The sequence below is a fragment of the Pelorhabdus sp. sgz311002 genome (genome assembly GCF_056134285.1).
On record NZ_JBWBCL010000002.1, the window covers coordinates 134,791 to 160,008 of the forward strand.

A 25,218-nucleotide genomic window follows, 5' to 3' on the forward strand; every position below is an offset into this window, starting at 1 on the left:
TTTATAGTATTCTGTCAAAAAGACCAATTACTTTTTCAATTTCACTATAAAAATGGGACGTCCGATTCTATTTATATTCTTTTAACTTGGGCCCTAAAATCCGCTTATAGGCCTCAACACCAGGCTGATCAAAAGCATCGACCTGAGCCAACTCGCCCTCGTAAGCAATCGATAAAGCCAGAAGATACAAGAGTTCGCCGAGATGATAGGCCGATAGTTTCGGCAACTGGAAAATACCATTTAACCGATTTTCCTTGGCAAGTGCTTCCGCGTTAGAAAGCAGCGCCGCCTGCAAGGCCTTGCTCATGGGAATCCCGGCCATAGCCGCAAGCGGGCCAATCTCAGGATATAAGTTGGGTATAACCGGATCAATCGGCCACTCCAACACTTCCACAAACTGGACGACCTTATCAAGACTGCCATCTTGATGAAGCTGTGTCTGCGAATGCATATCGGTCGTACCAACAGCTACCACAGGTGTTCTACCGTAATAAACAGTCTCACCAGCGCGATTCGTTCGTTTGCCCAAAGATTCAGCCAGAAGCTGAATATACCATTCGGCCGTAGATTTCAGATAATCGCCATAGGGCATAAATACTTCAATATGGCGACCATACTCTTTAGCAGCCACATATTTAATCGCCGCATTGAGCATCGCTGGATTTTCGGTTAATACTTCAGAGCGACAGGCTTCATCCATCGCTTTCGCTCCAGCCAGAAACGCATCAATATCAAAGCCGATGCAAGCGCCGGTTACGAGACCAACCTCAGAAAAGACGCTAAAGCGACCGCCGACGCCATCCGGTACGCTGAAGATCATCCATCCCTCAGCTTGCGCCAACTTTTTAAGCAGTGTCGCCTTATCGCCTTCTGCGGGATCGGTTACCGCCACAACCTGCAGCGAAATGGCTGGATTCTGCTTCAGTTGTTCATAAGCAACTAAAAAATTGGACATAGTGTCAAGAGTCGAGCCCGATTTAGAGATCACCACAAGGAGTAGTTCATAGACAGCACTGTCGCCCATGCCTGCCGCGAAGTGAGCCGCTTTCACTTTCGCCTCAGCTTCAATCTGACTGATAAGCTGGCTAGTCCTTAGCGGATCAATATTATTGCCGCTAAAATAGAGTTTGGGATAGCCGTCACGTTCCGCGGCGCTTTTGCTATTCCAAAACTCGCCGCAATGTACGTCAAACAGAACTTTATTACCTAAAAAGGAACCGCCAATACCGAAGGAAATAACAGCATCCGTGTGATAGCGCAGCGACGCCGAAAACTCTTTCAATCTCGCTAGCGACGAGGGACTATTCAAATGGTCTGCCATCACAAACGGCAGTTCTGTAAACAAAACTGGTTCGGGCGTACCGTCTTTTGATAAATGCCCTGTGACTTCACCAGTCTGGCGCATATGAGAAATGGCGGCATGAGCTGCTTTCAGTTTTTGGCAAAGCGCCGCAAGATCCGGTTCCGTAACCTTGCCTTCACCAACTAAATTGCCATAATCGAAGGTAAAACCAGAATCTAGAGTCAACTGCTTTGTCTGCTTTTCTATCATAAAAGTATCACTCCTTCTATTGATTTCGGGTGACTGCTTATCAGATTAGCTTTTTAAAGCCTGTAAGTCAACTTCTTCATGCCTATAAACCAAGCTTTCTTAACTTACGAATCATTCACTCGTCGCCATAGCCATCAGGATAGGCTTGATGCCATTCCCAAGCCGATGCGACGATCTCTTGAACCGAGCTGTGCTGTGGTTGCCAGCCTAGTTCGGCGCGAATTTTAGCGCTAGAAGCCACAAGCACCGCTGGATCGCCAGCGCGACGCGCCGCTTCTTTTACCGGAAAATCAACACCTGTCACTTCTTTGGCTACTGCAATAATTTCTTTAACACTAAAGCCGTGTTCACTGCCAAGATTATAAACCGCCGAAGCGCCGCCTGCCAATAAATGTCTAAGCGCCAGCACATGAGCGTCAGCTAAGTCAGTAACGTGAACATAGTCGCGAATACAAGTCCCGTCAGGCGTCGGATAGTCTGTGCCAAAAATAGAGATCGCTTCTCTTTGTCCTAAAGCCGTCTTTAAAATTAGCGGAATCAGATGCGTTTCTGTGGCATGATCTTCGCCAATAAACCCGCCTTCTAGCGCGCCGGCAGCATTAAAATAACGTAGAACAGCATACTTTAGGCCATATGCTGCTTCATAATCAGCCAGCATCCCTTCAATAACAAGCTTCGTCCGACCATACACATTCGTTGGCGCCTGTTTCGCCGTTTCCAAAATAGGTACAGCTTCCGGTTCGCCATATACAGCCGCGGTAGAAGAAAATACGATTTTCTTCACCTTAGCTGCCACAAGAGCATTGAGAAGCGACAGAGTTCCGGCCACATTATTTTGATAATAATAAGCAGGATTTTTCATGGACTCGCCCACAAGGCTCGCTGCAGCAAAATGGACGACAGCATCAATTTTTTCTTCGTGCAGAACCGACTCTAACAGCTCCGTATCGGCAATATCGCCAAGGACAAACTGGACTTTTTCCGCTTCAGCTGGTACAGCGTCTACATGACCTGTCACCAAACTATCATAAACGACGATCTTATCAGCATCGGCTAACAGCGCCTGCACTGTATGCGAGCCAATATAACCAGCTCCGCCTGTTACTAAAATATTCATCAATACCACTCCATTTTTAAACTGGCTCTGACAATTGCCAAAGTTTAATCGCAATTATTCAAGAGCGGTTTTACTGTCCGTACAAGATATTCCAAAAAGGGATCTCTGAGATCAGGCCGTTTCAAGGCGTATTCCACAGTCGCCTCTAAAAAGCCCTGTTTATCGCCAATATCATAGCGCCGCCCTTCAAACTGAAAGGCATAGACGGATCGATCAATAGCTAACTTCTGCAGTGCATCAGTCAGTTGAATCTCCCCACCGCGGCCAGGCTCCGTTGTTTCGAGCAAAGCAAAGATCTCCGGCTCAATAATATAGCGCCCCAATACAGCAAGTCGTGATGGCGCTTCGCTCACATCAGGCTTTTCTACCAAAGATTCAGCCTGCCAGAGACGGGGCTTTAAGGGCTTTGGCTTCACAATACCATAACTCGACACCTTATTTTGCGGCACTTCCTGAACACCGAGAATCGTACCGGGATTCGACTCATACACATCAATGAGCTGCTTTAAGCAGGGAACGGAAGAATCGACAATATCATCTCCTAAGAGAACGGCAAAAGGCTCGTTGCCCACAAACTGCTTGGCGCAAAGGACAGCATGGCCCAGCCCCCTGGCCTCTTTCTGACGAATATAATGAATCTCCACATTAGAGATTTCTTCAATCAAACCAAGCAAATCGTATTTACCACTGGCTTTTAATGAAAGCTCTAGTTCAATAGACCGATCAAAGTGATCTTCAATGGCCCGTTTGTTCCGTCCAGTAATAATTAAAATTTCCTCAATTCCAGAATGAATCGCCTCTTCAATAATATACTGAATCGCCGGCTTATCAATAATTGGCAGCATCTCCTTTGGCTGCGCCTTTGTCGCCGGCAAAAAACGAGTTCCCAGACCTGCTGCCGGAATGACAGCTTTACGGACTGTCTGATTTGGTTTTCTAATTACCACAGGCAACACTCCATTGTTATTAGATTAGTTTTTGTATTCGCTCATAGTAGAAGTGAATCCTGCCCTAGGCATACCTTACGCCAGTGAATAGAGGAAAAAAGTCACGGGAAAATAAAGAGGATTCTCGACAAAACCAGCGAAATTCTTTTTAATGCTGTATTTCCCTATTTTTGCTATCATTTAAGAGGAGATGAAGTTTGTGCACCGTTTTACTAAGAAAACAACTCTAGTTACACTTGCGCTCATGATCGGCTGCTTTTTGCTGACTGTAGCCACAGCTTCGGCAGCGCCGAAGCGAATTGGTATCACTAAGTTTGAAACAAATAACTACACAGTCCGTGTTCGCGGCGGTTACTACGATATTGGACTTGGCGCTTCCGATATGCTCACAACTGAACTGGCCAAAAATAGAAATTTTGAAGTCGTAGAAAGAGAACAAATTCGTTCCGTATTACAAGAGCAGGGGTTTGGCGCATCCGGCGCAGTGGATCCTAGCACGGCCCCGCAGATGGGCAAACTGCTTGGCTTAAAATACATTGTCTACGGTAAAATTCTTTCGGCTGGCGCAGAAGAAAAACATGACCAAATTATGGGCCTGCATATTGATAAATTAACAGCCAAAGTCCGCATTTCCGTACGCATGATCGATGCTACGACAGGCTCCATCGTCTGGGCGGATCAGGTCGAAGGAAAAGTCGAAAAAAGCGGCGGCGGCATTGAAGGCCTTGGCGGCACCTCAACTGAAGTATCAGCAAGCATTTATGATGATGCTCTGCATGGCGCCATTAACCAGATTGTAAGCCACATCAATCAGGGCGCTCCTACGGAAGGCGCCATCGCGAAAGTCAGTGGCCGCAAAGTATATCTCGACATCGGCGTTGATCAAGGCGTACAGCCTGGTCAAACCTATGTAGTATACCGTGAAGGCGAAGCCATTACGAATAGCGCTGGTCAAGTTATTGGCGTTGATAAAACCGATCTTTGCACGGTAAAAGTTACCCGCGTAGACGGCGGCATGGCCATCGCTGAAATTCAAGACAAAAGTATGCCAATATTGCAAGCTGGCGATAAAGTCCGTTCCAACTAAATCTACGGGATCGTTAGATTAATAAATTTTAAAACTGATCATACTCAAAAGGCGCTCTAAATTAGAGTGCCTTTTTCAGAAGGGAGTTTTTTGCATGAAAAAGAGTCTTCTGGCAAGCTTTTTTGCTCTCTTACTATTCCTAACAGCGCAGACCGTTTTTGCGCAAAGTGTGACCGTTACCGGTAGCGGCGTCTCTCGTGAGGATGCGATCCGCGATGGATTGCGTCTAGCCGTGGAACAGGCCGTCGGCACCTTGGTTGATTCACAAACCTTATCGCAAAACAACCAGATTGTAACCGACGAAGTCTATACAAAATCGTCAGGCTTTGTACAAGATTATCAGGTCATCAGCGAACAGCGAAACGGCGGTGTTTACACCGTGGATCTTTCTGTCAATGTGGATACCGATCCAAGCTCGGCCTTATACACGAAACTGCAAAAACTGCGTCTCATCGAAGTGATGCTGCGCGATCCGCGCATTGCCGTCTTTATTCCCGAACGATATCAAGCTGGCGCTTTCCCTGATCCGGCTGGTGAAACAGCCGTCATTCAAAAATTGCGTGATGCCGGCTTTAAGCATGTCCTTGACACACGTCAGACAGCCAATATTCAAGAAAATCAGATTGTCCGCGCCATCCTTGACGGTAATCTCCGTGACGCTCGTTCCATGGCTACGACCTATCAGCTAGACTTTGTCATTGTCGGTGAAGCTACGGCCCAATATGCTGGCGATCTGTATGACAGTGGCATTAAATCAAGCCGGGCTCATATTGACGCCAAGGTACTTAAAGTCGATACAGGTGAAATTATTGCCGCTCAAGGTTTTGAAGCAGGCGGCGTTGACATTACGCCGCGGATTGCCGCTAAAAAAGCCCTAGCTGCGGCGGGAGCGCAAGTCGGCGATTATATGGTCCAACAGCTTATGCAGTATGCAAGCGATCCTGATAAACCACTGACCATCTATGTCAGCCGCGCTAGTTTTAATAAGCTCAACCTTATGCAAAACGCCTTAAAGCAAGTACCTGGCGTAAAATCAGTCTTCCTCCGTTCTTATACGAATGGCGTTGCCCAAATTGACGTGACCTATACAGGTTCGCCAAAAGTACTGGCTGACGCACTGCAAAACACGGACGGCGTATCGCTTGATGTAACGTCCATCTCGAACAGCACGGTTCAGGTAACACTGCGCTAATCGCCAAACTAAAGCTCACGACCACAAACAAAGCCTCAGCCTTTCCAAAAACGGAAATGACTGAGGCTTTTACTTTTATTACTTTACACGCTACTCTGGGTTTTGTTATTTATTTCGTACCGTGATTTTCCCCTTTGCTTACAGCCGCTTGGGCTGCTGCCAGTCTAGCTACGGGAACACGGTAGGGTGAGCAGCTCACATAATCAAGACCGATCTGGTGGCAGAACTCGACGGAACTCGGTTCACCGCCATGCTCGCCGCAAATGCCAATCAGCATGCCTGGCCGCGTCTTCCGGCCCCGTTCTACGGCAATCTGCATCAATTGACCGACCCCGTCGCGATCGAGAACAATAAAGGGGCTTTCCTTAAAGATTTTCGCATCAATATAATCCGCCAGGAACTTGCCTTCGGCATCGTCACGACTAAAGCCGAGCGTCGTCTGGGTCAAGTCGTTCGTCCCAAAACTGAAGAACTCTGCTTCCTTAGCCATGCGATCTGCTAAGAGAGCCGCTCGCGGCAATTCGATCATCGAACCAATGGTATAAGCAAATTCGACGTTCATTTCCTGCATAACATCCGTAGCAATCCCTTCAATCCGTTCCTTGAAGAAGGCCATTTCTTTCGGATCAATCGGTAGCGGAATTTCCACTTCCGGCATGACCTTCACGCCTTCTTTCACAAGTCTTGCTACAGCCTGGAAAATAGCGCGGCTCTGCATATCGTAAATGGCCGGGAAGGTAATGCCAAGGCGGCAACCACGATGGCCCAGCATCGGATTAAATTCATGGAGCGCCCGAACCTTCTTTAAAATTTGCAATCGTGCTTCAAGTCGCGCTGGATCCTTGCCAGTCACCCGCAGTTCCGTCGTTTCTACAAGCAAATCTTCTAAGCTTGGCAAAAACTCATGAAGCGGCGGATCTAAGAGACGAATGGTTACGGGATAGCCAGCCATAGCCTTAAAGATGCCGTAAAAATCGCCTTCCTGCATGGGGAGCAGCTTATCAAGGGCATCTTGCCGTTCTGCTTCATCTTCCGCCAAAATCATCTTCTGGACAAAAGGCAGGCGATCTTGCGCCATAAACATATGTTCCGTCCGGGTTAAGCCAATTCCAGTTGCGCCAAATTGCCGTGCCTTCAGCGCATCTTCCGGCGTATCGGCATTGGCCCGTACTTCCAGGCGTTTGACTTCATCAGCCCACTGTAAAATCGCCAGATATTCTTCGGACAGTTTCGGCTCTAGCATCGGAACCGTACCGCCGATGACTCGTCCGGTAGCGCCATCAATGGAAATCATGGCTCCCTTGGCAAAGACCTGACCGCCGACAACAAATTCCTGCTTGTCATAATCAATCTTTACAGCATCGCAACCGCAGACACAAGGCTTGCCCATGCCACGAGCTACCACAGCGGCATGGCTCGTCATACCGCCGCGGCTTGTCAAAATCCCTTGAGCCGCTACAATTCCATGAATATCATCAGGCGTCGTTTCGTTGCGAACAAGAATCACTTTTACGCCATTTTTTCCAAGTCGCTCTGCTTCATCGGCGTCAAAAACAACTTCACCAGACGCAGCGCCAGGCGACGCTGGAAGTCCTGTTGCCAGCACATTGAGCTTCGCTGAGTCATCAATCCGCCGATGCAGTAGCTGGTCAAGTTGACCAGGATCAACTAAGAGCAAGGCGTCCCGTTTCTCCACCATACCTGATTGAACCATATCATAAGCAATCTGAATCGAAGCCGCCGCTGTCCGTTTCCCATTCCGAGTCTGGAGAATATACAGCTTACCCCGCTCAACAGTAAACTCAATATCCTGCATATTTTTATAGTGCCGCTCCAGCTGGCGAGAGATTTTATGAAATTCCTTATAAATCGTTGGCATTTCTTCCGCCAGTTTGGCAATAGGCTGTGGCGTCCGAATCCCCGCTACCACATCTTCCCCCTGCGCATTGGTCAAATACTCGCCATACAGTACATTCTCGCCCGTCGAAGGATTGCGACTAAAAGCAACACCCGTCCCAGAATCGTCACCCATATTGCCAAAAACCATCTCTTGAATATTCACAGCCGTGCCAAGGTCATGAGCAATCTTATTGATATTCCGATAGATAATGGCCCGGTTGTTATTCCAGGAACGAAATACAGCTTCCACCGCCATAAAGAGCTGCTCGACCGGATCTTCCGGGAAGGGCTTGCCGCTCCTCTGTGCCACAAGCTTCTTATAATCGGCAATGACTAGGCGCAGTGTGTCGGCAGACAGTTCCTGATCGAGTTTTACGCCCTGCTTTTCCTTATGCTCCGCTAAAATTAGCTCAAAGTCGTGCTTTGGAATTTCGAGCACCACATCACCGAACATTTGAATGAAGCGGCGATAGCAATCGCAAGCAAAGCGCGGATTTTTCGTGTTTTTGGCCACAGCCGCCATAGTCTGTTCATTCAAACCAAGATTTAAAATGGTATCCATCATGCCAGGCATGGAAAACATGGCGCCAGACCGAACCGAAACAAGCAGCGGATTATCGGCATCGCCTAGCTTTTTCCCACTCTTTTTTTCGACAGCTTTCAAACAAAAGCTCACTTCATCCTTTAAGCCGTCAGGCCATTTTTTACCGGCCTTATAGTAGTCATTGCAGGCGGCCGTCGTGATTGTCATCCCTGTCGGCACAGGCAGACCCATGCGAGTCATTTCGGCCAAATTGGCCCCCTTACCGCCTAAAAGCGCTTTCATTTCGGCCTTGCCCTCATCAAAAAAATACACATACTTTGCCACTTACTTTTCCCCCTTCCGATATATCTCCATAATCATCGCTGCCGTCTCTTCTACCGCCTTATTGGTCACATCAATAGTAGGACAGCCAATGCGGCGCATAATCGAAGCAGCGTAATCAAGCTCAGCTAAGATTCTTTCCAGGTTTGCATAGTCGCTGTTTGGCGATAATTTCATCGACCGCAACCGTTCCTTGCGAATTTCATAAAGCTGCATGGGATCAATCGTAAGCCCGAAGACTTTTCGCTTTGGCACTTCAAAGAGTTCTTCCGGTAAAGGCGTTTCCGGTACAAGCGGAACATTGGCCGCTTTTAGGCCCTTATGAGCCATATACATACATAACGGGGTCTTCGAGGTACGCGATACGCCCGTAAAAACAATATCAGCCTTTAGTAAGCCCCGCGGCTCCTTGCCGTCATCAAATTTTACGGCAAACTCAATGGCCTCTACCCGTGTAAAATAATCATGGTCAATTCGGCGTATCAGGCCAGGTTCATGCGTCGCTTCCTGCTGCACCAAACCGCCCAACATAGCGATGACAGGCCCCATAATATCGGTACAGGGAATATCAATCTCCGCTGCCTTTCGTTCTAGATACTCTTTCAGAGTAGGTGTTACGAGCGTATAGACAACAGCCGCTCCTGACGCTTCCGCCGCCTGTAAGGCTTCATTGATTTCCTCCGGTGTACTAATGTAGGGAACACGACGAAATTCAAAGCGTACCTGCCGAAATTGGCTGGCAGCAGCCTTGACCACAATCTCGCCAGTCTCGCCGATGGAATCAGACAGAACATACACTACAGTGACTTCTCTGTTACTAATACATGCCGCCTCCCTTCAGACTAGAACAAGTGTAATTTAATTTTATGAGCTGTAAATTAACTTTATTTTTGGAATATTTTCTTATTTCTATTATACCACAAAATTTGCCTATACCTTAAATTTATGAATCTCCGCCTGAAGATTATCGGCTAGTTTGGCCAAAGCCTGACTAGCCGAAGCAATTTGCGCGACTGCCGCAGCTTGTTCTTCCGTAGCAGCTGATACAGTTTGAGTCGTATCATTGACATGTTTACTTTGATTAGAAATGGAAGTAATTGATTGTACGATCTGCTGACTATTTCCCGTCATTTTGGCCACCGCTGCGGCAATCTCCGTAATTTTTTGCGAGACATTGTCAATCAAATTGCGGATCTCATGAAAAATCTCGCCAGCTGACGCCACCACTTCGTTGCCTGTGGCTACTTCTTTTCGTCCCACATTCATCGAAGCAACAGCTTGTTCCGTCTCACTTTGAATATTGCCAATTAAATCAGCAATCTGTTTCGCCGCCCCCTGCGACTGTTCTGCCAATTTACGGACTTCTTCCGCCACAACGGCAAAACCGCGCCCTTGCTCGCCAGCGCGGGCCGCTTCAATCGCTGCATTGAGGGCTAAAAGATTCGTCTGACCGGAAATATTAGCAATCGTTTCGACAATCTGACCAATTTGCTGTGACCGCTCACCCAGATTTTCGACGGTTTGCGCCGTATTGGCCACAGCCGCTTCAATTACATTCATTTGTTTTACAGCCTGCTGAATGGCCGCGCCGCCTTGACTGGCCGCATCGGTCGTTTTTGCCGCCGCCTGCGATACAGCTTGCGTCGTTACTGCCACTTGATCAATTCCTGTATTGAGCTCTTTAATCACCCTAGCGCCGCTCTCTACCGATTGAAGCTGTTGCTCGGCCCCTTGCGCCACGGTACCAATTGCAGCAGCAACTTGATCAGTAGCCTTTGAAGATCCCTCGGCACTAGCTGTCATTTCCTGAGAAGTTCCCGCCAGCTGTTCCGCCATACCAGTCATCTCTTTCATTAACGTACGCAATTTTTCCCGCGTCTTCCCTAATAATATAAACATATCGCCGATTTCATCATTCATTATGGCTTTCGCAAAATCCGATGTAAGATTCAACGCTTCCATTTGCGCAACAATATTCCGCAACCGCTCAATACGATGAATTAAAAACCGTGTATATAAGACAGCAATCGCAATACTAAAGAGTGAAACGGCAATTGCGATAATACCAATCGTCCAATTGGTGCGACCAATATCGCTATTCATCCGCTTCGTCCCTGCTGTTAACAACGTTTGCTGCGCCTCAGTCAGCTGATTAAACTCTTTTTCTATGGTATCGACAGCAGTCCGTCCCTGCATGGCCACATCCGGCGGCAAGGGCTTATTCTGTTTTTTGAAAGCAATTCCAGTGTCGCCAATCGAAAGATATCCCTGCAATTCTTTGAGCAGCTTCGCACTTTGCTCCTTTGCTGCGTTATTTTCCGATTCGTCGACAAGCTTTTGAACTTGGCTAATCGCTTGATTCATATCTTTACGATACGCCGCTTCATAGGACGCACCATCACTATAAAGAAAAAAGCCTCGCATATTGAGCAGCGCACTCGTAAAGGCAATATGCGCATCTTTAGTCTGAAGCATCAGCGGCACATTATACGAGGAAACCTGTTCAACTTCTGTCGAGACTTTACGAAAATTATAAATAGCAAAAACCGAAGAACAGCTGAACAACAACACAATAATTAAATACATGCCAATAACTTGCACCAATAAAGATAACCGTTTTTCTCTAAACATTCTCTGCTACAGCTCCTTTAGTATACAATCAGCCAAACTCATTACCTTTACATTCTTCGTCAAAAACCACCAATTACCTTCGAAACATTACATGACTTATTTCCTGTTTTATGAAAATACTACAAAAAAACAGCAAGCGCTGTCGATTTAGCACTTGCTGTTTTTATAGATTCCAAAACTATAGATTTATTATGTTAACCGTGATTATCTTTCCCGCTTACTTTGCTGACCAACTCTTGCCATCAGCCGATACTTGATACATTTTACCGCCGATATTAAAAGAATTCAGCTGATAGCCACCGCCCTTCGCCCAGTCTTGGAGCGTCAGCGTGTCACTACTGCCATCAAGCGAAATGACTAGATCATTGCCACTCAGCTGGCTGTGGATACTACTTAAAGGCGTGTTGTACAGCATAATAGAGTCTTGACTATTGTCCGCACGACTCGTAATCACATCATGATCATCGCTCGATCCCCACCAGTACTCATCCTTGCCGCTGCCGCCAGTCATGACGTCACTCCCGGCGCCACCCCACATCTTACTGCCACCGGAACCTGCTGTCAAAACGTCAGAGCCGCTACTGCCGCGAAAGGTCATTGCACCGCTATCCGCCGCTGTAACTTGATGAATCCCATTTAAAGCATAGCAGGGATCTGATAATTCTACCGTCGCTGCCTGACCGTCATTCCAAGCTACGACCTCGCTGCCAAAGACCCAGCCTTGAATTCTCTCATCCGGTTTAGCGCTATACCAGCCTTGTACTGTCAAAGTAGAGCCGTCGCCTGTTTTGATGACATAGTCATCGCCCTGCCGTTCGCCGCTGTAGCCGTTTCTTGCTACATTATAGAGATACAAGGCATCGCCGTCATTCACAGCCGCCTGACTGACCACATCCTGCCCATTGCCGCTGCCCCACCAGTAAGCCGTACTGCCGCTGCTGCCAGCCATATGGTCGTTGCCGCCAAGACCGCCCCAGAGCTGGCCCCCCATAGCGCCTTCCTCTAGTGTATCATCGCCATTTCCGCCGCGGACAATGCCTACTTGTCTGTCATCGACTACGACTTGATGAATATTTTCCTGGGCGTAAGCTGGCTGCGCCAATTCGACGGTAGCCGTTTGACCATCATTCCAGGCTACTACGGTATCGCCAAAAACCCAGCCTTGAATCCGACTCGCTGGATCTGCTGCATACCAACCTGCTACGGTCATACTTTCCCCGTCAGGTAGACTAATCACAAAATCATTGCCGCTTTGTTCGCCGCTATAGCCATTCCGATCTACATTATAAAGATACAAAGCATCGGCTCCAGCGCTGCTGGTACGTCCGCCTTCCTGCACCACATCATGACCATCGCCCTGGCCCCACCAGAAACCATTACTGCCGCTGCCGCCAATCATTTTATCATCACCAGCTGCCGCCCAGAGTTGATTATTACCGCTGCCGCCATCCAACACATTATTGCCGCTGTTGCCGCGAAACACATCATCGCCGGCGCCGCCTACTATATTGCGGTTCTCGCTGCCTGTCAGATTCTCTTCCTGCGCCGTCGTCGAACTAGAATAATTATCAGTCGGCGTAGAATCCGTCGAAGAGCCACCGGACCCGCCGCTGCCACCACTGCCGCCGGAACTTGCCGCTGCCATCGACACAATTACGTTAGCTACATTGGAAAGTTCATCCGATCCGTCTTCCATCTGTATTTTTACCGTTGCCGCACTAGTCTGCCCTGTCGCCGGCTGATAGACTAGTGAACGCAGGAGAGTCTGAGCGGCTGTAACCGTCATAGCATCCCAAGTATAGGTCGTCATCGCTGCCGCCCCAACACCGGTACTATTACTAGCACCTGCCGCTTGCGAAGCGCTTATCATGCCCTCACCCATTACAGTGACAGTAAGAGCTTCCGTCTCTTGAACGTCAGGATCAGTCAGTGTAGCCTGCGGACACAATGCTAAAGTTCCCGTATTCTGTACTGATTGCGTTGCAGTAATATTCCCTAGAACAGGCGTATCATCGACGGAAGTAATGGGTACCGTCATAATCTTGTACTGAAGTGGTGTATCACTTGAACTAAGAGTAATGGTATCAGTCGAAGTCCCAGTGACCGGCATCTGATTAGCTACAGGCGTAAATAAAATGTTTCCGATTTGCAAATCAGCTTGTATCTGGGCGCCTGTACCTTTAAGATGCAGCACACTCTGATTATCAATAGAAACCTGGGAGTGAAAAGATGCACCGCTTCTTAAGGAAAAAACGCCCTTTGAAAGATCAGGGTTAACAATAGTAAGCATGCTATTAGCCGAACCGCCGCTTAAGTGAACTCCAAAAAAGATATTGTTTTCTGGTACATTATCATATATTCTTAAAACATTTGTCATACTAGTAATCGTTAAGTCGTTCGTTGTATCGTGCGTGATAGAAAAACTTGCTACATTCGATTGCGTAACTGACTGGTTTTGTGAATCTGTAACAGTCACATCATAGGTAACAAGCCGCGAATTGGCGGAAGCTTGCGGCACAAATTCAAGATTGTTCAGAAGAGTCATTGCCTGAGCTGTCGTAAGATTACTGCAAGTATAAATTCCAGTAGTGCTGTCGTAGGTTCCAACATTTCCTGTCAACCCGCTCCCGGCAGCCAACTTCAGTTGATCGCCTGATAGAATAACGCCTTTCAACTGTACCTTAATTGTTTCACTATCGCCAGCGTCAGGGTCAGTCACAGTAGCCCCATTGGCAATCAGCCTCACCGTTTCACTATCTTTTATATCCTTTGTAATTACAAAATTCCTAAGCGTTACCTGCGGCGCGTCATCTACAGGTGTAATCTTGACTGCCTGACTGGCCGTGGCAGTTCCGGGACCACTGTTGGTTGCCGAAATGTCGAAATAATCAATTTCTCTTGTACCAATAGAAATTGTATTCTCGGGAATCGACACTTGAATTTTGCTCCCCTGCAGATATGTCGTAATATCCTGACTAGTCCCAGTTAAAGTAATCGTGTTACTACTCGTCGTCTCGGTGCAGGAATTATCCGAATCAACCGCCTGAAAGCTGAAACCATGGGGAATGGTAAGTGTAACTGTCATCGCACCAGAGCCTGTAATCACTACATTGTGAAAAGGATCAATTGTCCCTACGTTATCATTATAATCCAGTTCTGTATCCGTTCCTGAGATTCCTGGAGTGACATATGGCTCAGCAACCGAAATACTTGTTGTCACGACACTGCTTGCCAGCCCTAATGAGTCTGTAACAATTGCACTAATCGTTCGCGTGCCGAAACCAACGGCCGCTGCTGTAAAGGTTAGGTTCTCTAGTACAGTCCTAATTTGATCAGGCGTGCCTGAGTAAGTATAAGCATGCGTTGTAGAATTATAACTTCCCGCCGTACTTGCGATAACATCGCCGCTAGTAACATTACTGCCAATGGCAATAGTCAGCGTATCGTTATCCCTATCAGAGATAGTATCATCAGTAAAATTCACATTATTAAATACTGAGGTCGCAGCACCACCTAAGATAAAAGTAGACGAGCCACCTATTCCGCTAAGACTTGGCGCCTGATTATTATGAATCGTAAGCTGATTTGACGCTGATTGCCCTGCCGCATCTGTTGCCCTAAGCGTAAGGACTGTATCTTGCGTCGAATCTACACTAATCGCCAAAGCTTGTAGCTGCGCTTGCACAGCAGACGCATTAGTGCCGCTCAAAGTAAGCGGCGTCGAACTATCCTTTGTATAAGTAGTACCATGATAAGTAAAGCCGCCAGAATTCACCGCAACAGTTACAGTCATCGCATCATAATAGTTATTATCAGAAACAGCAGCCTGCCCCTGAGAAGAAAATACTTGATAAGTACTACCAGGATTTATTGCAATCTTGTTTGCCGCCAGTGTCAGAGTAGGAGCCGCCTCCGTCCACGTCGCCGTAGGCGAAATAGGTGTCTGCAGCCCTTGAGAGCCATATAAAGCACCATCGTAACTATCGCACTCGCCACCAGTTACCTGTAATGCTTGTGACAAAGATGTATTAGTATTATTCGTCCTTAGAAAGATCAATTGCTGCTGCAATAAATGATTCACAGCAGCAACCGTACCGACAAGTTGATACTCGGGAGCCCCCTGATTTGCAATGTAATATAATACAACACCAGTAGTATTTGTATCCCAAAGCGAAGTTTCATCCCCCCCATTGGCAATATCACTATATACAATTTTCCAATCCTCACTAAATCCACTATTAGCATTAGAAATAGTACAATAACTGCTAACAGGCTTCGTTGAAGTATTGAGCAGATTCCCACTAGAGTCAAGCACTGCCAAACTGCCAGCGCCATTTAACGCCCTCAGATCAATCTTAACTCCGACAAGAGCATTTGGATCGTTATCATTAATTGAAACATTTCGAAAAGGATATTGAGCTGATAAATCAATCGGACTACCATTGGTAAGGTTTGTGAAACCCTGGAACATAATTACGCCTCCCTGTGTGATTTTCTCTTCCCTAGTTAAAAACTTTAGCTATCAAGACTGATATGATAGGCCCGCTATGACCTGAATATATTACTGGAACAATCCTATTTACCATATTGTCACTACTTTTTACCATATCATATTTAAAAATCGCGCACACTATCTAAAAGTATAGGAACCGGTCCTAATTTCTCTAGGAAAAAAGTCACTTTTTTAATAAAAGAACAGCTCACCTTCAGCGGACTTGCTGATTGAGAGCTGTTCTTTTATTCTTACCCTACAAGTTTTTCGGCTGTATTTTGTCGCAATTGGAACTCGGCCAAAGGATAACCAAAAGTTTCCGTAAAAGCCGCTTCCACGCCTGCTTGAACTGACAAACGGTAAAAAGCCAAAACCTTCGCAAAACCGTAATCATCCCAAAGCTGCAATACCATAAGAGCCGCCGTCCGATAGGTCACCTGCGCGCCATAGGTCTGTAGCGCTTGCGCCCAGCCATCGCGACTAGCCATCATCGCCAGCGATGGCGAACCGGACTTAACCCCTGCTAGCATCGCCTGCCAGCGAGCTTTATATTGATCCACACTGCGCCGTCCCGTCTTTTCCGTAATATGGACAGCCACCGCATCAGCCATCCCTTCAACTAACCAGACTGCATCCTTCGGGAAACCGATTTGGTTTTGATATTGATGCACCATTTCGTGAGACACAAGAAAAATTCGGTCACTGTCACTATTGGCAGCGCCAGCATTCCGTAAAATCAAATGCCCGCCTGACACCGCGTCTGTCGTTCGCGCCCAACGCGCCGCAGCCAGCTCATCAAGATGAAACTCGCTCTGAAGCGCCTCTTTATAAGCCTCACGATCTCTCACAATTTTTACAGTAACAGGCTGAATGAGCGAAAAGCCAAAAAGCGTATTGCAGAATAGACTCGTCTCATTCAAGGCCATTTCAGTATCAGTAATCATCGTTTGCTGTACTTCTGATTGCACTTGCAAATGATAAAAAGTGCCTTCTGCAAAAGAAGTGCCTATAAACAAAAAAAGTAATAAAAGCGAACAAAAAACATACGAAAACCTATGATATCTCTTCCATCGAATCTGTCTCATTTTTTATAAATTCTAGCGGGATTCCCCACTACCGTCGTATATGGCAAAACATCTTTTGTAACTACAGCCCCCATACCAACAACAGCCCCTTCTCCAATATGCAAAGGCTTGTCTAATGATCCCTGCTTGATCACGACCCCTGTCCCTATATACGCATGATTTCCGATATGTACATTACCATTGCAACTTACACGCGGTGCAAATGTCACATAATCCCCAATTACGCAGTCATGTGCCACATAGGAATAAATATTGGAATGAAAAAATTTGCCAATTACTGTATTGGAAGTAATTGTTGAAAAATCACAAAAGATGGCACCGGCGCCAATTCTATTTTCATCATATACGATCGCATTTTGTGCCTGAAGCGCTAGAGGCTTAGCACCAGACTGCATCAGTCTCTCAGCAAGAGATTCTCGTACTTTAGAATCAGCAATTGCAATATTAAAAAATCTTTGCGTTCCATCCATCGCAGAAAATTCGTCCTCCGAAATCACCTTTAGGCCATTTACCAAAGATTTTTTCGGGTTCGTCTCTACAAAACAGACCTCATACTTCGATGGCATTGTGCAACCTGGAAGCGAGGTTATGGCTTGCCGTACAAGCGGCATAACCTCACGTGCAAACCCACCAGCACCGACCAACCCGAAGATAACCTTATCCCTTGCCATAAAGCTGCTCCCCCTACATCCTATTATAAGCGCCCATAAATATCCTCAAACCGCACAATATCATCTTCACCTAAATAATCTCCGTGCTGCACTTCTACAATTTCCAGCACTTTTTGCCCGCGATTTTCTAGTCGATGCTTGGTTAGTACGGGAATAAAAACACTTTGTGATTCCAATAGAATTTTTTCCGCTTCGCCCACCGTTACACAAGCCTGCCCTGATATAACCACCCAATGTTCACTGCGATAATGATGGAGCTGAAGACTCAGCTTTTGTCCCGGCTCGACAATAATTTTTTTCATAGTATAACCTTGACTCTCACCAATAATCTGATAACTTCCCCAAGGCCGATACATTATAGGATAACGGCTTGCATTTGGTAAAACAGCAAAAATATCTTCCCACGTACGTAAAGCGGGAAATTTATAATTCAGCGCAATCACCTTATCAGAGTTGGTCCCTGGCTCGCTTTCGCTATAACGTTGCAGCGAAAAAACAGTGATGGAATGATTTTGGCCAATTTGTGCCACCCCGCCTTCTTGGACGACGGACGATGCCTCCATTAACGCATTTTTTAGCATCTCGGGATCCAAAAACAGCAAATCTGCTGGAGAAACAACAATTATGTCTTTTGGATCCGAAGCAAACTTGTCCTTTAAGTACCGCGCAGTCCAATCCAAATTGAGATCATCGTTCTCTTCTGTTGTAAGAATAGAAATACCGGATATCAAAGCAGCCTGTAATTCTGCTTGAATTTGATCAACATACATCGCTTGCGTAACAATCAGTAAGTGATCCGACTCTACAATTTTCAAGAAGCTTTGAACTGATTGAACAAGCAAAGATACCTCTTCATTCAACCGCCAAAACTGTTTACCGCCTTTAGCAAAAATAACTACGTGCATTGCATCCTCCCTATCTAAACATCCTCTATGACCAAAAACCTTTATGCATAGACAATGAATTCTTCCATTTTGAGGGAATTATTTTTTCCAACATTCCCAAGCGATATCCTAAAAATTTTAACCCAGTTCGAATAAATGCCTCCGGAATCAAGTGAACTGCCTTTTTATCACATAAATAAGCAAACTCAGATCGAACGAAACGCATTCCTTCTCCCTCAGCCGCGCCAAAAGTTTCTCGAATCCATGCTTCATTTGCATGAAAAACACCAATATCAAAATAGCGTTGAAACTCCTGCCAAAGTGTATAATCATGAGAATGATATACCGTCGCTTCTGCCACATACGCAATTAGCTTTCCTGCTAGAAGCAATTTGGCTGCGGCATACATATCTTCACTTAAAATAGTATGTGCAGGAAAGCCGCCAAATGCAAGCAAATCACTGCGCCGATATGCAGCAAAAGAGTTGGATATAAACGGAGTTTTTAACCCATAACGCGAAGAGTCTGCCAAGCTTTTTATATTCGATTGAACTCCATAATTAAAAATTCTCGCATGCGCTCCCAGTAAACCAGCTGCTTCGTGTGGCAGCTGACGTCCATAGGCAGCACCCACCCTCTCGTTTTGAAACACTGCTAATAATTTCTGCAATGATTCTGAATCAGCTAATATAGCATCCTGTGTTACATACATAATCACATCACAAAAATCTAGCTCTTCTGCCGCTTCCTGACGCGTTTTTCCATGATTAAAATCATATCGAGCAATTTGCTTTACCCGAAAATCATATCTTTCAGCAATCTGCCTTGTCCTATCTGAAGAAGAAGAATCAATCACAAGCACACATTCAGGCTGTACTGTTTGATTCATAATTGAAGAAAAGAGTCGATCCGCACAGCCTTCGGCATTGAGCGTCGGAATTACGACTCCAAAAGATACCATTATGATTCACCGTCCCCAGTACTTATTCCTTGTTTTATAGGTTCCACTATTATACGTTTTTTAATCACGCCGACAGTTTTGATTGACGCTCACGGAATCGCCGAGCGTCATTTTGCCAGGATAACGAAACTGGCAGCCATAATCAATCAGCACATGACGTCCCATTTTACGAAATACGGCTTTATAGAAAAACCAACTCGTAAGGCAAAATATTAACAAGCAAATAAACAAGTCGAAAAACAAACGCATATGTTGTATAAGCAAAAATTTTAATTCCTGTTTATCCTTACAACCATGGTAAAAATGCCGACATAAATAACTTCTTTGTCTAATTCAAGTTACTTACAGCAATACCAATCATAATGAATAAAACGCCAAGAACTTTATAAAGTGTTAACGATTCCTGAAAAAAGAAATAACTACAGAGTAAGATCAAAATAAAGGAACAACTCACATAAGGGTAGGCTACACTGAGCGGCAACTTAGTCATCGCCGCCATCCATGATAAAGAAGCAGCAAATGCTCCGACTACGGCCGCCAAAATCCAAGGGTTTAAGAACTGCCGCAATAAAAAAACAATTTTATCAAGTGGCGGGATTGGCATAGGCCCAGCAAGACTCATCTGCCACTTGATAACAATCTGAGCAAAGACAGTACACAACACAGTAATCAAAATATATACATAACTCACGGGACACGCTCCATCGCTTCTAATTCTTTTGCCAAACGAGAAAACCGATCTTGCCAGCTTTCCTCAACATGAGTCGCCCGTAGTAGCCGCATCGTCGGATACCAAGGGGAATCCTTCCTGTCATGCAGCCACCGCCATTCGCCAAGAGCTGAAAGCACCGTAATAACGGGCTTACCTAAAGCGCCCGCCAAGTGGGCTGTCGACGTATCGATCGAAATAATTAGATCCAAATTGAGCATAATCGCCGCTGTATCCGCAAAATCAGTAATCGCCCCTGATAAGTTGATCATCGGAAGACCTGCTGGCTTCTGAGGCCACTGCTGTTCCCCCTCGCCCTTTTGCAAACTGTAAAGCTTCACATCAGGTCGATTGGCAAAAGCAGTTAAGGGTGTTAAATCCTGAATATGACAATCCTTATGGGAGTTGCCTGTCCAGATTACACCAACTTTCTTTTCCTTTATTCCACGAAACCGTGCTTGCCATTCGCCAACTAGCTCCGGCGGCGGATACATATAGGGAACCTGCGCTGGAATCGTAGCCAAAGTAGTTCCAAAGACATGGGGCAATGTCATAAGCGCTACCGACAAATCATATTCTGTCACTGTCATGGTATTCACTACGGCATCAACGCCAGGCAAGCTTTGAAAGAGTCTTACTAAGGGCTCCTGACAAGCTAGCGTCACATGACCGCCACGAACCTTCACCAGAGGCAGATAGCGAACAAACTGAAGCATATCGCCGAGACCTTCTTCACAGTAGACAAGTAGTTTTTTCCCAGAAAAAATTTCTCCCTGCCAGGCGGGAATCACGTTAAACTGCTCATAGAATTCTTTACGTTGAAACCGTTTTTTACGCCACTCCAATTCTTTGAACCCTTGCCATAGATCACCAGTATACAGTAGCGCCTCTAATAAAAAGCCATGATAATCTACATTCTCCGGTTCCAAGGCCAAGGCCTGTCGGAACAAGGAAATTGCCTCATCCATGTCCTGATAATAGCGGCGAATATTGCCGAGTTCCGCATAGGGTTCCGCCAAATCAGGTTTCAGAATGCTTAGTTGACGAAAAATGACTGTTGCTTGCTCATACTCTTTATGATCTTTGTACATTCTAGCTAAAATCAGGCCGACTTCCCAATCAGTCGAATCCTGCTGCCAAACAAATTCTAATAAAGGACGCCCTTTCGCGCCATTTTCCCGGGAAATATAATAAATTCCCAAAATCCGGCATAATCTGCTGTCCTTAGGCTGTAAATCAAGAGCCGTTTCATAAGCCTTGATAGTAGCCGCTTCATCGCCAAGCGATTGATATAGCAAGCCCAAATTGGCATAAACGGCAAAATTCTGGGGATTGCTTTGTATAATTTGTTCATAGAGCTGCAGCGCCGTCTGACTATTGCCTGCCTGTTGCTGCTGAATAGCTTTTTGATATAGCTTTTGCCAGCTCTTCATAATTCCTCCTAGTAAAGCTCTACATAACCGCGGTCGCCAGTTTCGTTTAAGGGCTGAGGTATTACTCCTTGAATAGCTTCAATCTTTTGATCGCAAATTTTCTGCTGCGCCTGCCAAATTTCCAACGTATAAGAATCCGTCTCACGCTGAAAAGGAAAATCGGCACACTTAAACAGCAGTAAAGAGTGTCGCTGTTCCGCAAGAAAAAACAGCTCAGGATTTTCTTGACCACCAATTACTTTTCCTTCATGATTACGCACTAGCAAAGTACATTGGCTTTGTTCCCTGTCACTTTCTTTCAGCCAAAAAACTACTGTAAAGTTCACTTGACAAGGAAACTGAGGCAGTCGCAATTTTTCGGTAATTCCCCAACAATCTAATTTTTCAGTAAGCGGATTATAATACGCTCTATCACAAATAACGCTATGAAAAGCCTTCACTTTTTTCTCCCCCTCTTAAGCCCGTAGCAACACACGCAAAATTTTCCCTTGCTCTTCTGGCTGCATTTCTTCGAACCCTTTATTAATCGTGTCAAAAAAATGATTGGAATGAGCAAAAGCATTGTCAAGCTCTAAAATAATGCCGAGTAACATCTCTTCATTAAGTGGTTTTCTCAGTAAAGTACTATATCCAGTTATGAAAAAATTTAGTGCGCCATAAAAGAAAGCAAGATCAAATAAAGCAAGATTCCATTTGCCAATAAAAAAAGATTTCTTCAGAACATAATTAACAAGATAATTTTCTACAATGTATTCTAGCTGTTGCCAAAACGGGTCAACATAAGCCTTCTTAGCTTCCGCATAGCTTTCTGTCGCTAACTTCAATTGATCAAACTCACGATGCGTTGTAAAAAAGGTCTGCAGCATCGTCTTATCCTTATTATTTAGTGCTATGGCTTGATATAGACTTGTCAACATTACTTTAAGCCAAGACGTTTCTCTCGCCCGCACAGCAAAACATTTTGTTAACTCCTGCAAAAAATACTCGTAATCGTGTTCAGGAATTGCACCGGACTGACACTCATTATAAACGCTATCGATCTGCCGCTGATTCTCCGCTTTCTCTGATGAAAGCTTGAGTTTTTGCAATCCTTCGAGAAAGCGACCTAAATTGAACAATCTAGCTACTAAGGGCCACTCCCTTTGTTGTAGCAAAAAAATCATCTTTTCTTCAATTTGATAATAGTAGTGATTCAAAGTTTCTGTTGATAAGCGTTCCGGCCAATAATATCCAGCCCGCTTTGGAGCCATAAACGAAAATTCAGACTTTACTGGATCTTCTACTTTAATTTCAATTTTTTGTTTCTGCCGTAAAGTATCGACTGCGGCGCGACAAGAAAAACTTAGCGCAAATTCCACTCCACGTGAAGACACAAAAATATAACGCGGATAAACTTTGCAAGTATCAGATAAAAAATCGGGTCCTAATTCTTTTTGAAAAGAGCAAAGTTTTTCCTCCGTTAACGCAGCACAATAGCCATTTTTAAAATTAGCGAAGGATTTCCCCTCTTTGTCGCGGGTAAGCTTCTGTGCAAATTCCGCTTGGCGCCCTTGGGCATTGTACACATTCTGTACTTTATCATATGTAATTGGGTCAATATCAATCTTCCACTTAGGACCACAGCAGTCCCCACATTGTTGACACTGAAATTTGGCTACATGACTTGGTACTCGCCATATACGATTTGTTAAATTCCCCTCCATGGTAAAATCCTCCCTATTCTCCTGGTCTCTAGCTCATTTTCAAACTCCATTCAAACCAAAGGCTCCAACAAAGCCCACGGCTCTGTTCCGCGTTCCTCGCGCAATGCCACAAACGTATCAATTTCACTAAAATTTTGTAAAACTTTAATATCTTCTATTGTGCGGCTTTTGGGCCAAACAAATTGGATCCGATGACTTTTCTGAAAAACTTGTAGAAAAACATTTGTCAAATTTTCCTGTTGATGCGGCGGCATTTTGCATAAAATATAAAGACCTTGCCAATCACTTTGCGGTATCGTTTGTAATAGCTGTGCCAACATCGCCGCTGTCCGAATGATTAGCACCCGCTGTCCTGTCTGGTCTGACGTAAGATGCTGTTCTGTCATCATTCCTTCTGCCACAGTAAGCCGATCAGCCACTTCATTTAGCGTCTTTAAATGATTACTTGCCCTGAGACTATTCTTATCAGATACAAAGGAAAGGACTGTCGCCTCAGGCCATAAGCGAGCCGCACCAACGGCTTCATAGCTATCGGTACTATCAGCAAAAATAAACTGATCAGCAAAGTAACACTGCTGCAGTAAATCTTGCAATTCCTGTTCATAAGTGCCGAGAATTTTCGGGCAGTAATGTTTATCCATCGGCTGTATAAAGTAAGTCATGTCTTTAAACGGACCGTGTTGTACCTTCTGCTGGCACTGCTCTAAAAGATACTGTTCAATAAACCGGCGGCGATATTCCAAGCCGATGGCAAAAAGTCCGTCAATCACCTGAGGCTGCTCAGCAGCGACCGCTAGCGGCAAATTCTTCGCTTGAGCTACTAAATCCTGCAAACTATCAATCGGTAGGGTAAAGGCAGGTTCACGCTGCTGCAGTCGTTCCCAATCGTGCTGCCATTGAGCATTATAAGGTGGTACAAGCTCTTGCAAAAGCTTTTGCAAACCTCGTACGGCTCGTTCCCACGTTAAGGTCTGAACTGCCTCATAGCCTTGCTCAGCTAGCTGTTCCTGCAGCTTCCGATCTTCTAGTAACCGGATCACCTGCTCGGCCAGTTCTTTCGGTGCATTAGGCGGCGAAACTAGGGCCGTCTGTTCATGGACCGCATATTCACGAATCCCCTTGCTATCTGTCGTAGCGAGAGCACAGCCGCAGGCCAAAGCTTCCGCGCCAGGCAGGCCAAAACCTTCATTGACACTAGAGCTGATAAAGACAGACTGCTCATTATAGAGACGAACAAGCTCCGCTTGGGGCGGATTCTGTACATATTCAACCCACTCAGGCAATCCCTGTGGTTTTTCTTCGGTACTAATCAAGGTAGCCGTTAGTTCTGGGAACCGCCGTTTGGCAATCTGCAGCGCCTGCAACCCGTCACGACCGCCTTTCCAGGGCACAGAATGAAACATCATTCCCACCGCATAGGGGTTACGATCCTGCCGCGGTTTTATGCGGCGAAAACGAGAAAAGTCAATACCATTGGGAATATAGGCTGCCACTGGGGCCGATTTTTCCTGCAACAGTTCGCCAAGCCATTTCGATACAACAATATTAGCCATCCCCATACGATACGTATCGTGAACAATTTGTGGCGGCGTACCGCCAATGGATTCCTCGCCTTGAATCAAATACGCTTTCTTTCCTTTACTGGCAGCAAGTTCGACAACTGGCTTGGCCGTAGCCCAGGCAGTTGCAATCGTCACATCAGCATCACGAACATATTTATCTTGAATTTCCGGGATGACTTCACAGCGAAAAGCTAACTTCTGGCTGAACCATTCCGGCAGAAATGGCTGCGGCCAATCCTGGCGGAGAAAAGCAAATAGAAACGAAACAAGCTGTTCATTGCTAAAATTCCAGCCTGGCAACAATACGCTGTGATATACTGTCACATCATGACCACACTTGGCCAATCTTTCGGCATATTCATAGACAATGCGATAGCCGCCTGAGGGTACAAGAAAAGGCCGCGGCAAAACAAATTGAATATTCACAA

The 25,218-nt window shown here is 45.8% G+C and carries 19 protein-coding genes; 2 read left to right on the forward strand and 17 right to left on the reverse strand.

Annotated features, from left to right (window positions below):
* Positions 1–67: 67 nt before the first annotated feature.
* From AC0NJP_RS04585 to galU, 3 genes are all read right to left on the reverse strand, one after another.
* On the reverse strand, positions 68–1,552 hold the full coding sequence (locus AC0NJP_RS04585) for a glucose-6-phosphate isomerase (RefSeq protein WP_474698944.1): 1,485 nt from the start codon (positions 1,550–1,552) through the stop codon (positions 68–70).
* Between the two features lie 115 nt (positions 1,553–1,667).
* Complete coding sequence (galE, locus tag AC0NJP_RS04590; protein ID WP_474698945.1) at positions 1,668–2,669, reverse strand: UDP-glucose 4-epimerase GalE; 1,002 nt, start codon at positions 2,667–2,669, stop codon at positions 1,668–1,670.
* Between the two features lie 44 nt (positions 2,670–2,713).
* Positions 2,714–3,616 carry a UTP--glucose-1-phosphate uridylyltransferase GalU gene (gene galU, locus AC0NJP_RS04595; protein ID WP_474698946.1) on the reverse strand — a complete coding sequence of 301 codons (903 nt, stop codon included), beginning with the start codon at positions 3,614–3,616 and terminating at the stop codon, positions 2,714–2,716.
* A 199-nt stretch (positions 3,617–3,815) separates the two neighbouring features.
* Between galU and AC0NJP_RS04600 the strand changes: the two genes are divergently transcribed.
* Positions 3,816–4,703, forward strand: a complete 888-nt coding sequence (locus AC0NJP_RS04600; RefSeq protein WP_474698947.1) for a CsgG/HfaB family protein — start codon at positions 3,816–3,818, stop codon at positions 4,701–4,703.
* A 94-nt stretch (positions 4,704–4,797) separates the two neighbouring features.
* The gene (locus tag AC0NJP_RS04605; RefSeq protein ID WP_474698948.1) at positions 4,798–5,895 is read left to right on the forward strand and encodes a hypothetical protein; all 1,098 of its coding nucleotides are present in this window, start codon (positions 4,798–4,800) and stop codon (positions 5,893–5,895) included.
* A 109-nt stretch (positions 5,896–6,004) separates the two neighbouring features.
* Here the strand turns inward: AC0NJP_RS04605 and ppdK are convergent, their stop codons facing one another.
* The 14 genes from ppdK to AC0NJP_RS04675 form a co-directional block, all read right to left on the reverse strand.
* A complete protein-coding gene (gene ppdK, locus AC0NJP_RS04610; protein WP_474698949.1) occupies positions 6,005–8,662 on the reverse strand; it encodes a pyruvate, phosphate dikinase in 2,658 nt (885 codons plus the stop codon).
* On the reverse strand, positions 8,663–9,457 hold the full coding sequence (locus AC0NJP_RS04615; RefSeq protein ID WP_474698950.1) for a pyruvate, water dikinase regulatory protein: 795 nt from the start codon (positions 9,455–9,457) through the stop codon (positions 8,663–8,665).
* 132 nt (positions 9,458–9,589) lie between these two features.
* A complete protein-coding gene (locus AC0NJP_RS04620; protein WP_474698951.1) occupies positions 9,590–11,290 on the reverse strand; it encodes a methyl-accepting chemotaxis protein in 1,701 nt (566 codons plus the stop codon).
* A 217-nt stretch (positions 11,291–11,507) separates the two neighbouring features.
* Entirely contained in the window at positions 11,508–15,761 is a 4,254-nt protein-coding gene (locus AC0NJP_RS04625; RefSeq protein WP_474698952.1) for a hypothetical protein, read from the reverse strand.
* A gap of 272 nt (positions 15,762–16,033) precedes the next feature.
* Positions 16,034–16,756 (reverse strand): hypothetical protein, encoded by a 723-nt coding sequence (locus AC0NJP_RS04630; RefSeq protein WP_474698953.1) that lies wholly within the window; start codon positions 16,754–16,756, stop codon positions 16,034–16,036.
* 107 nt (positions 16,757–16,863) lie between these two features.
* Positions 16,864–17,538: an acetyltransferase gene (locus AC0NJP_RS04635; protein WP_474698954.1), complete on the reverse strand. Its 675-nt coding sequence runs from the start codon at positions 17,536–17,538 to the stop codon at positions 16,864–16,866.
* A 23-nt stretch (positions 17,539–17,561) separates the two neighbouring features.
* Positions 17,562–18,443 (reverse strand): cupin domain-containing protein, encoded by an 882-nt coding sequence (locus tag AC0NJP_RS04640; RefSeq protein ID WP_474698955.1) that lies wholly within the window; start codon positions 18,441–18,443, stop codon positions 17,562–17,564.
* Positions 18,444–18,468: 25 nt separating this feature from the next.
* The gene (locus AC0NJP_RS04645; RefSeq protein ID WP_474698956.1) at positions 18,469–19,383 is read right to left on the reverse strand and encodes a glycosyltransferase family 2 protein; all 915 of its coding nucleotides are present in this window, start codon (positions 19,381–19,383) and stop codon (positions 18,469–18,471) included.
* 60 nt (positions 19,384–19,443) lie between these two features.
* On the reverse strand, positions 19,444–19,647 hold the full coding sequence (locus AC0NJP_RS04650) for a hypothetical protein (RefSeq protein ID WP_474698957.1): 204 nt from the start codon (positions 19,645–19,647) through the stop codon (positions 19,444–19,446).
* A 64-nt stretch (positions 19,648–19,711) separates the two neighbouring features.
* Positions 19,712–20,074, reverse strand: coding sequence for an EamA family transporter (locus tag AC0NJP_RS04655; RefSeq protein ID WP_474698958.1), 363 nt, complete (start codon positions 20,072–20,074; stop codon positions 19,712–19,714).
* Positions 20,071–21,525 (reverse strand): tetratricopeptide repeat protein, encoded by a 1,455-nt coding sequence (locus AC0NJP_RS04660; protein ID WP_474698959.1) that lies wholly within the window; start codon positions 21,523–21,525, stop codon positions 20,071–20,073. The genes AC0NJP_RS04655 and AC0NJP_RS04660 overlap by 4 nt, the downstream gene beginning before the upstream one ends.
* Before the next feature lie 8 nt (positions 21,526–21,533).
* On the reverse strand, positions 21,534–21,965 hold the full coding sequence (locus AC0NJP_RS04665; RefSeq protein ID WP_474698960.1) for a hypothetical protein: 432 nt from the start codon (positions 21,963–21,965) through the stop codon (positions 21,534–21,536).
* 15 nt (positions 21,966–21,980) lie between these two features.
* On the reverse strand, positions 21,981–23,228 hold the full coding sequence (fliB, locus tag AC0NJP_RS04670; RefSeq protein WP_474698961.1) for a flagellin lysine-N-methylase: 1,248 nt from the start codon (positions 23,226–23,228) through the stop codon (positions 21,981–21,983).
* 50 nt (positions 23,229–23,278) lie between these two features.
* Positions 23,279–25,216 (reverse strand): glycosyltransferase family 4 protein, encoded by a 1,938-nt coding sequence (locus AC0NJP_RS04675; protein WP_474698962.1) that lies wholly within the window; start codon positions 25,214–25,216, stop codon positions 23,279–23,281.
* Positions 25,217–25,218 lie beyond the last annotated feature (2 nt).